This window comes from Mucilaginibacter sp. P4_G9 (genome assembly GCF_056400985.1).
In genome coordinates, this window is sequence record NZ_JBFUKF010000767.1 from 1 (window position 1) to 1,257 (window position 1,257).

Consider the following 1,257-nt stretch of genomic DNA (forward strand, 5'->3'; position numbering starts at 1 on the left):
ATTATAAGTTCATTTATTTTAAAGCAGCAGGTAAAAATTTTGGAAATTCCAACATGCTGATTCAAATACAATTAAGATACTATCGATGCTATTAAACCATCCAAATCATGCAGCTTAAGCATATTAGGGCCATCGCTTAATGCATTATCCGGATCAGGGTGGGTTTCAATGAAATAACCGTCGGCACCAAAAGCTTTAGCAGCCAGGGCCATCATAGGCACAAAAGTACGGTCGCCCCCTGTTTTGCCACCAGCCCCGCCCGGACGTTGCACCGAATGGGTACAATCCATACAAACCGGATGACCAAATGCCTTCATATCATAAATATTCCTGAAATCAACCGCCAGATTATTATAGCCATACATGTTGCCACGCTCGGTAAGTATTACCTGGTTGTTACCAGCCTCCAGCACTTTTTGAGCCGGGTAAAACATATCGGCACCAGAAAGAAACTGTGCTTTTTTAACATTCACTATTTTACCCGTTTCGGCAGCGGCCACCAGCAGATCGGTTTGGCGGCATAAAAAAGCCGGAATTTGCAAAACATCAACTACCTCTGCAACTATAGCTGCCTGGAATGGTTCATGAATATCTGTTAAAACAGGTAGTCCAAATTTATCCTTAACATTCTGTAGCATTTCCATACCTTTTCCAATACCCGGACCGCGGTATGAGTGTATAGATGTGCGATTAGCTTTATCAAATGATGATTTGAATACCACAGGCACATTATATTTTTGACCTGCTTCTGCAACTTTTTCTGCCACCTGGTACAATAGTTCCTGGTTCTCCATTACACAGGGACCTAATATAAAGAACGGCTTCTGCCGCATTTGCTCAAACAACATATTATGTAGATTATAAGGCAAAGATAATTATAAGCCCGGATTTCACGAATGGAAAACAATTGGCAAGCGTTTATTCTAATTGCAAGCTTAGCAGTCTCATTAACTATTGGCTTTAATAATACTGTTACCAATTGTCGGTAGGCTTCCCCAATCGGGAAATTCCTGCCCGGCAATAATGAAAGAAAATTTACTTATCGCATCATTTTTCCGGATGTTAATTCTTTAAGAGGATTACATCCCGGCCATCTGTCATTTTGTAAACCACTAAATATCTTTCCGACTACCTAAAATCGAACCATAAACTGCCGCTTACCGGCGTATAATTTAACTGTATGTTTTTTTGACTTTGCGGGCCTAACTTATCCGCACTTTGAAACTTAGTTCCAATTGCGCTAATAGTGTTCATAAA

At 40.4% G+C, this 1,257-nt stretch carries 1 protein-coding gene; it reads right to left on the reverse strand.

Annotation, left to right across the window (positions count from 1 at the left end; translation table 11 throughout):
- Nucleotides 1-71 precede the first annotated feature (71 nt).
- Nucleotides 72-848 (reverse strand): 3-deoxy-8-phosphooctulonate synthase, encoded by a 777-nt coding sequence (gene kdsA, locus AC1DPZ_RS27490; RefSeq protein ID WP_477409506.1) that lies wholly within the window; start codon nucleotides 846-848, stop codon nucleotides 72-74.
- Between the last annotated feature and the right edge of the window lie 409 nt (nucleotides 849-1,257).